The following is a 7,778-nucleotide window of genomic DNA, read 5'->3' as shown; positions in this document are numbered from 1 at the left end:
CTTTTGTACATTACTAAATTATATAAATATTTATATAATAGGATATTGTTAGAATAAAGAAAAATAGTCGCATGCAAGAAAATAAAGAAAATAAGAAGTCGCTCAATTTTATAGAATCTATTGTAGAAGAAGACATAAAAAACAACAAAAATAAGGGAATAGTTTATACTCGTTTTCCGCCTGAACCTAATGGATATTTACATATTGGGCATGCAAAATCTATCTGTTTTAACTTTGGTTTAGGGGAAAAGTACAATGGAAAAACCAACTTGCGATTTGACGATACCAACCCCGAGATGGAAGATGTAGAATATGTAAATTCTATAAAAGAAGATATTAAATGGTTAGGCTTCGAATGGGAAGGCAAAGCATTATATACATCTGATTATTTCGGTCAATTACACGAATGGGCTATACAAATAATAAAAAAAAGAAAAGCATACGTAGATGACCAAACTCCTGAGCTAATAAACGAACAAAGAGGAACTCCTACACAAGCAGGAATAGAGAGTCCTTATAGAAGTCGTACTATAGAAGAAAATCTCGATCTTTTCGAGAAAATGAAAAACGGAGAATATAAAAGTGGAGAAAAAGTTCTTCGAGCAAATATAGATATGACATCTCCAAATATGCATATGCGCGATCCAATAATGTATCGTATATTAAACAAAAAACATCATCGCTCGGGCTATAAATGGCAGATCTATCCTATGTACGATTTTGCTCATGGGCAATCCGACTATATTGAGGGAATAACTCATTCTATATGTACATTAGAATTTGAAGTACACCGACCATTATACGATTGGTTTCTCGATCAAATTGTTGAGCCAGGTGCATACCGACCACGACAGATTGAATTTGCACGTTTAAATCTTAGCTACACAATTATGAGTAAAAGAAAATTGCTCGAACTTGTAGAGAAAAAAATTGTAACAGCGTGGAATGACCCAAGAATGCCAACAATTTCGGGTTTGAGACGAAGAGGATACACGCCCTTATCGATAAGAAACTTTGCCGAGAAAATTGGTGTTGCAAAAAGGAATAATGTTATTGATGTTGCATTACTTGAACATAGCATTAAGGAAGATTTAAACAAAACGGCACCAAGGGTAATGGCAGTACTTAAACCATTGAAAGTAATTATAGAAAATTATCCTGAAGAGAAAGTTGAAATGTTAAAAACAACCAACAATCCTGAGGACGAAAGTATGGGTTTTCGAGAAATGCCATTCTCACGAGAACTGTATATAGAGCAAGACGATTTTATGGAAGATGCTCCGAAGAAATTCTTCAGACTTGCGCCAGAGAGAGAAGTACGTTTAAAAAGTGCTTATATTATTAAATGTAAAGATGTAATAAAAGACAAAGATGGTAATATTACCAAGCTAATATGCACTTACGACCCTGAATCAAAAAGCGGTAGTGGAACAGAAGCAAGCAAACGAAAGGTTAAAGGAACATTACATTGGGTGTCGGCAAAGCATTCACTGCCAGCCGAAGTTCGTCTATACGACAGATTATTTATGGTTGAAGATCCTGCCGGACAAAAAGATAAAGATTTTAAAGATTTAATAAATCCTAATTCGCTTACTGTTTTAGATAATTGCCAGGTAGAACCAAGCTTAAAAGACATTAAAGCCGAAGAAAAATTTCAATTTCAAAGATTAGGATATTTCTGTGTCGATTCTGTAGATTCTAAACCGGGAAATCTGATTTTTAACAGAACGGTTCCTTTACGCGATAACTGGGGGAAAAGAAATAAGTAGAAATAAATATCTTAAACATAAAAAGCAGAGTTTCTAACCTCTGCTTTTCTTTTTTTATAATATATTGTTAACAATAAACTTATTTATTACAATAAGCAATTCTTTCAAAAAAAAATTATTTTTTAATATTTTCAATTCCTGCATCTATTCTTTTTATAGTTTCCTGACGACCTAATATTTCAATTATTTCAAAAACGCCTGGTCCTTTTCCTGCACCAACAAGAATTAATCGCATTGGATTCATCACTTTTCCCATTCCCAATTCATTTTCTTCAAGATAATTTTTTATTACTCTTTCGATATTCACTAAATCGAAATTTTCGAGTTCTTCGAATTGCTTTTTAATATCCGATAATATTTTAGGTGTATTTTCTTTCCATTGCTTTTTCACAAATTTTGCATCGTATTGTTTAGGCGCCTCAAAAAAGAAAAATGATTCATTCCATAATTCGGAAACAAAACTTACTCTTTCTTTAACAAGAGAAATAATTTTAGCAACAAAATCATCATTTGATTTTATTCCTTTCTTTTCCAATTCTTTATGAAATAATACTGTTAAATTGCTATTCGATTTTTTTTGCAAATATTTATGATTAAACCACTTGGCTTTTTCTGGGTCGAATCTAGATCCTGATTTACCAACTTTTTCCATGTCAAAACTTCTCGAGAGTTCTTTAATATCAAAAAGTTCTTGTTCCGTGCCGGGGTTCCATCCAAGTAAGGCAATAATATTTACAAAAGCATCAGGAAAGTATCCATTTTCTCTATACCCGGGATAAATATCTCCTTTATCGGTTTTCCACTCGAGAGGAAAAACCGGAAAGCCTAATTTATCTCCATCTCTTTTACTGAGTTTTCCTTTTCCACTAGGTTTTAACAGCAAAGGTAAATGCGCAAATTCAGGAATTGTATCTTTCCATCCTAAAGCGTCATAAAGCATATAATGTAGAGGAAGCGAGGGCAACCATTCTTCACCACGAATAACATGGCTTATTTTCATAAGATGATCGTCAACTATGTTTGCTAAATGATACGTTGGCATACCATCCGATTTAAATAACACCTTATCGTCAAGTTGATCGGTATGAACTATAACTTCACCACGAATAATATCATTTACAATAACTTTTTTGTTTTTTGGCATTTTGAATCTAACAACATGCTTAACTCCAGAGTTTAATAATTCGTCAACTTCTTCTTTCGATAGGGTTAAAGAATTTCTCATTCTTCCTCTCGTCAATTCATTATATTGCTGGATATCATTTTTTTCTGTTTTTAATCTTTCACGCATTGCTTCTAACTCATCAGCAGTATCGAAAGCATAATATGCATTACCGGAGTTAACAAGTTTGTCAGAAAATTCTTTATATAATGTTTTTCTGTCAGATTGCCTATATGGACCATATGGACCGCCTTGTTCTACTCCCTCATCAATTTTTATTCCGCACCATTTCAACGATTCTATAATATAATCTTCTGCGCCGGGAACGTATCTTGTTTGGTCAGTATCTTCAATACGTAGAATAAATTCTCCATCATGTTTTTTTGCAAACAGATAATTAAATAGGGCAGTCCTTACGCCTCCCATATGTAATGGTCCCGTAGGACTGGGAGCAAATCGTACACGTACTTTTCCAGTTTTCATAATTCCTATTTTTATTTAATACAAAGATATTAACTTTAATAAAACTATTCAACAAGAATTAAATAAATCTAAATCCATTAAAGACACAATAAAAAAAGCAGAAAAAAAACATATTTATTCCACCATTATGTTATATATTAGTTTTTAGTATCAAACTTTATTATAATTTCGCAGTTAATTAATACTTAAAAATGTAAAATAAAAATTTGTAAAAGTGATGTAAAATGTTTATTTTTAGCGTGTTAAACAACAAAAATAACACATTTAAACATCACTTAGTACATGAAAAGTACAACTAAATTTATTAACAGCAAAATAAAACACATAAAATACTCATTTACAGGTGGTAATATCACAATGTATTCTGGTATCAATGCAGTAGCAAAATTTTTAAAAAGAGATAAAACTATAAAAACAATTTCTAAATTATTCCCGACAAAGAAAGAGAATGCAACAAAGTTCACAAAGTTTCAAGTAATTATGGCTATAACTTTCGCTTCTATATCAGGCATAAACAGAATTAAGAAGATAGCTAACTTTACACAAGATCCTTTAATTCAAGTTAATCTGGGGCTTCAAAAGGCTTTGAACGAGAATATTATCTCGGACACTTTAAAAAAAATGGGGCAATCGGGTGCAAGGAAATTAGAAGAGGAACTATTAAGGAAAAACTCTATATTCATAAAAAACATTGGATTACCACATATAATATTTGATGGGGATTCAACAGTAAGCATGACTTGTGGTAATCAAGAGGGAGCTAAAAAAGGTTTTAATCCCAAAAAGAAAGGAGCAAAAAGTTATCATCCACAATTATTGTTTGAGAGTAATACAAAAGTACTATACAACACATGGTTTAGAAGCGGGGATGCTTATACGTCAAACGGAATGTCTGAATTTTTGAAAGAAACACAAGCGTCCTTGCCCCAAACAATAGAAAATGTATTTTTTAGAGCTGACAGTGGATATTTTGGTGGTGCTCTATTAGATACATTGGAAGATTTTAGATGGGATTATTTAATAAAAGTAAAACTCAAAAATTTAACAAACCTGCTTGAAAAACAAACATGGACAGCAGTGCCCGGGAAAAAAGATACCGCAATATGTGAATTTGATTACACAACCAAATCATGGAATGGTAAAGTTAGAAACTTAAAAGCCATCCGTACTGTAAAAGAATATGTCCAAAGAGATTTTATGGGCGAAAAACAAATTATACCGGTATATCAATATGCCTGTTATGTAAGTAGTTATTCAAAAAAAGATGCAGTTGAATTACATGATTTATACAAGGAACGTTCTACAAGTGAAACATGGATAGAACAGGTTAAAGGTCAACTACTTGCTGGCAAAACATTGACTGATGATTTTTGGTCCAATGATATTTTATGGCAACTAAATTGCTTTGCTTATAACATATCAGTAATGATGAGGAGCAGACATAAAAAGATAAAAAGACAAGAGCATCAGACTTTTAGAGAGTGGTTTATAGTTGTACCCGGTAAAGTTGTAAGTGGTGGGCACACTAACGAAGTTAAGATATATGAAAATTATTATTGCAAAAGCAACTGGATTGAATTATATGAGTTTTTGGATGCAGCATAAATGTAAACGTCTGATATTTAGTTGAATAATTAAAACAATAGGGAGGATTATGCCATTTTGCATGATAAGTAACTGAAATACAATACATAACACAGTTTTTGATATGAATTAAAGCTAAAATTGACAAAAATGTAATTTAAAATTGTTTAAAGAAGTCAAATAAAACAATTCTTGGCTTCCAAAACATCTGATTTTATAAATGAAATTTCAATTTAGATATTTAAGTAATAGGTAAAAAAGCGCCGGAATTTAAGGCGAACGCAGTAATTAATGGAAGCGAAATAGTTAAAGACTTTTCTTTAGAGCAATATAAAGGGAAAAAAGATGTAATATTCTTTTTTTATCCACTTGATTTTACTTTTGTCTGCCCAACAGAATTGTTAGCATTTCAAAGAAAAATTGCTGAATTTGAAAAACGAAATGTTGCTGTAGTCGGCTGCTCAACAGATTCTGAGTTTTCGCACTTGGCATGGTTACAAACCGATTTAAACAAAGGAGGCATTAAAGGAGTTAAATATCCTATAGTATCCGATTTGTCGAAAACTATTGCCGAAAATTTCGGAGTTTTAGCTGGTGAATATGACTATAACGACGATGGAACAATAAAATTCAATGGGGCACCCGTTGCTTATCGTGGATTATTTTTAATTGATAAAAAAGGAGTTATTCGCCATTCGGTAATTAACGATCTTCCATTAGGAAGAAGTATCGACGAAGCTTTGAGAATGGTTGATTCATTGCAACACTTCGAAGAATATGGAGAAGTTTGTCCTGCCAACTGGAAAGAAGGAGACGATGCAATGAAAGCAACTCAAGATGGAGTAGCAGATTATTTAAGTAATCATTAAAAAAAACAAATATAATTTGTAAATTGTATATCTAATTAAAATCAAATATCATGAAAATTAATAAATACGAAGACATTTCTCAAATAGATAGAGAAGCAAAAAAAGATTATATCGACAGACATTCGGCTTTTATTCATTGCGATAAAAATGCTGCAAAAGGGAAAAAACATAAGGTAAAAGTAAAAGTTGGAGAAGAATATCCACATCCTGATGATCCTGATCATTATATAGCATGGGTTCAATTATGGAATGGTGAAAAAATGCTTGCCGAAGCAAACTTTATTGAAGGAGCTCTTGGTAACGAAGATAATAACCTAGAAGTTGACTTTTATATTGTACCACAAAAAAATATGAAGTTAAGAGCTCAGGCTTTCTGTACTAAACACGGATTATGGCAAAGTGAAGAAGTACTAGTTACTGTTGAGTAAATTATAAATGGGATGCAGAATATTTTTTGCATCCCTAATTTCTAATAATAAAAAATAAAATATGTTAAATAATAGAATAGAAAAAGAACTAAACGAGCAAATTAATGCTGAGTATTGGTCTGCTTATTTTTATCTTTCAATGGCAGCTTATCTCGAGAATAAAAATCTCTCTGGTATTGCCAATTGGATGAAAATTCAATATCAGGAAGAAATATCGCATGTGATGAAATTTTTCAATTATGTAAATGAACGTGGAGGAAGAGTTTTATTAAAACCAATCGATGCTGTAAAAACTGAATGGAAAGACGAAATTGAAATTTTTGAAGACACTTTGAAGCATGAACAAAAGGTTACCGGATTAATAAATAATCTGGTGGATATTTCTTTCGAAGAAAAAGATCATGCTACATATAATATGTTGCAATGGTTTGTTTCCGAACAAGTTGAAGAAGAAGCTAATGTAGATAGAATATTGCAACAATTAAAAATGATGGAAGGAAATAAACATGGATTATTGATGCTTGACAGAGAATTACAACAAAGAACTTTTGTTGATCAAACAATTCAACAATAAAGAGTTTAATTTTAGATATTAAAAATGTTTGGCTATTAAAATATCTCTTTGTTCAACTAATTAAAATCATTAAAAATGGATTTGTCTGTAAAATATCTTGGATTAAATTTAAAGAATCCAATTATTATTGGAAGCTCGGGATTAACCGATTCTGTGGAAAAAATTAAAAATTTAGAAAAATTTGGTGCTGCAGCCGTTGTTCTAAAATCACTTTTCGAAGAACAAATTCTTATGGAAATGGGGAAAAGTGAAAATCAAGATTATCACGATTATCCCGAAGCACACGATTATGCTAGATATTATACAAAAGAAAAGAGCACCAGCGACTATATTAATTTAATTAGAGATGCTAAAGCAGCTGTTAATATTCCGGTTATCGCAAGTATAAATTGTACTGATAATAAAGAATGGATTGCTTTTTCAAAAAAAATAGAAAATGCTGGAGCAGATGCTTTAGAAATTAATGTTTCTATGTTGCCTTCGGATATTAATTTAAGTAGTGTAGAAAATGAAAAAAAATATTTTGATATTATTTCTGATGTTAGAAAAAATATCAAAATACCTATTGCCTTAAAAATGAGCAAATATTCCGCAGGCTTAGCTCAATTAATACAAAAATTAAGCTGGACAAAAAATCTCGATGCTTTTGTTTTATTTAATAGATATTATAATCCCGATATTGATTTAGTGAAAATGAAAATTATTTCTTCAAATATATTAAGTACTCCTGAAGAAATCTCTACATCCTTACGATGGATAGCTTTATTAAGTAATAAAATTCAATTGCCTTTAGTTGCTACTACCGGAATTCATGACAGCGAAGGAGTTATTAAACAAATCCTTGCCGGAGCACAAGCTGTAGAAATAGTTTCAACTATTATGAAAATGAAAGCTGATTATCTTCCCAAA

7 protein-coding genes are annotated in these 7,778 nt (G+C 31.4%); 6 read left to right on the top strand and 1 reads right to left on the bottom strand.

The window, feature by feature from the left end; genetic code table 11:
- Positions 1-71: 71 nt before the first annotated feature.
- Entirely contained in the window at positions 72-1,769 is a 1,698-nt protein-coding gene (locus PF572_03925) for a glutamine--tRNA ligase/YqeY domain fusion protein (GenBank protein ID MDA3840215.1), read from the top strand.
- A gap of 115 nt (positions 1,770-1,884) precedes the next feature.
- Here the strand turns inward: PF572_03925 and gltX are convergent, their stop codons facing one another.
- Positions 1,885-3,414, bottom strand: a complete 1,530-nt coding sequence (gene gltX / locus PF572_03920) for a glutamate--tRNA ligase (protein ID MDA3840214.1) — start codon at positions 3,412-3,414, stop codon at positions 1,885-1,887.
- Between the two features lie 282 nt (positions 3,415-3,696).
- On the opposite strand from gltX, the gene PF572_03915 reads away from it, so the two are divergent.
- The 5 genes from PF572_03915 to PF572_03895 all read left to right on the top strand — a co-directional run.
- The gene (locus tag PF572_03915; protein ID MDA3840213.1) at positions 3,697-5,019 is read left to right on the top strand and encodes an IS1380 family transposase; all 1,323 of its coding nucleotides are present in this window, start codon (positions 3,697-3,699) and stop codon (positions 5,017-5,019) included.
- Between the two features lie 227 nt (positions 5,020-5,246).
- Positions 5,247-5,867, top strand: a complete 621-nt coding sequence (locus PF572_03910) for a peroxiredoxin (GenBank protein MDA3840212.1) — start codon at positions 5,247-5,249, stop codon at positions 5,865-5,867.
- A 47-nt stretch (positions 5,868-5,914) separates the two neighbouring features.
- Positions 5,915-6,295, top strand: a complete 381-nt coding sequence (locus PF572_03905) for a desulfoferrodoxin family protein (GenBank protein ID MDA3840211.1) — start codon at positions 5,915-5,917, stop codon at positions 6,293-6,295.
- Positions 6,296-6,356: 61 nt separating this feature from the next.
- On the top strand, positions 6,357-6,869 hold the full coding sequence (locus tag PF572_03900) for a ferritin (GenBank protein MDA3840210.1): 513 nt from the start codon (positions 6,357-6,359) through the stop codon (positions 6,867-6,869).
- 75 nt (positions 6,870-6,944) lie between these two features.
- Positions 6,945-7,778, top strand: an 834-nt coding sequence (locus PF572_03895; protein MDA3840209.1) for a dihydroorotate dehydrogenase-like protein, incomplete at its 3' end; no start/stop codon positions are given.

This window comes from Patescibacteria group bacterium (assembly GCA_027858235.1).
Classification (GTDB): Bacteria; Patescibacteriota; Patescibacteriia; order Patescibacteriales; family BM507; genus BM507.
This window is presented reverse-complemented; position numbering and strand designations above follow the sequence as displayed.

Coding starts and splice junctions, on each gene's coding strand:
- PF572_03925 (MDA3840215.1), top strand. CDS start 72: ATGCAAGAAAATAAAGAAAATAAGAAGTCGCTCAATTTTATAGAATCT.
- gltX (MDA3840214.1), bottom strand. CDS start 3,414: ATGAAAACTGGAAAAGTACGTGTACGATTTGCTCCCAGTCCTACGGGA.
- PF572_03915 (MDA3840213.1), top strand. CDS start 3,697: ATGAAAAGTACAACTAAATTTATTAACAGCAAAATAAAACACATAAAA.
- PF572_03900 (MDA3840210.1), top strand. CDS start 6,357: ATGTTAAATAATAGAATAGAAAAAGAACTAAACGAGCAAATTAATGCT.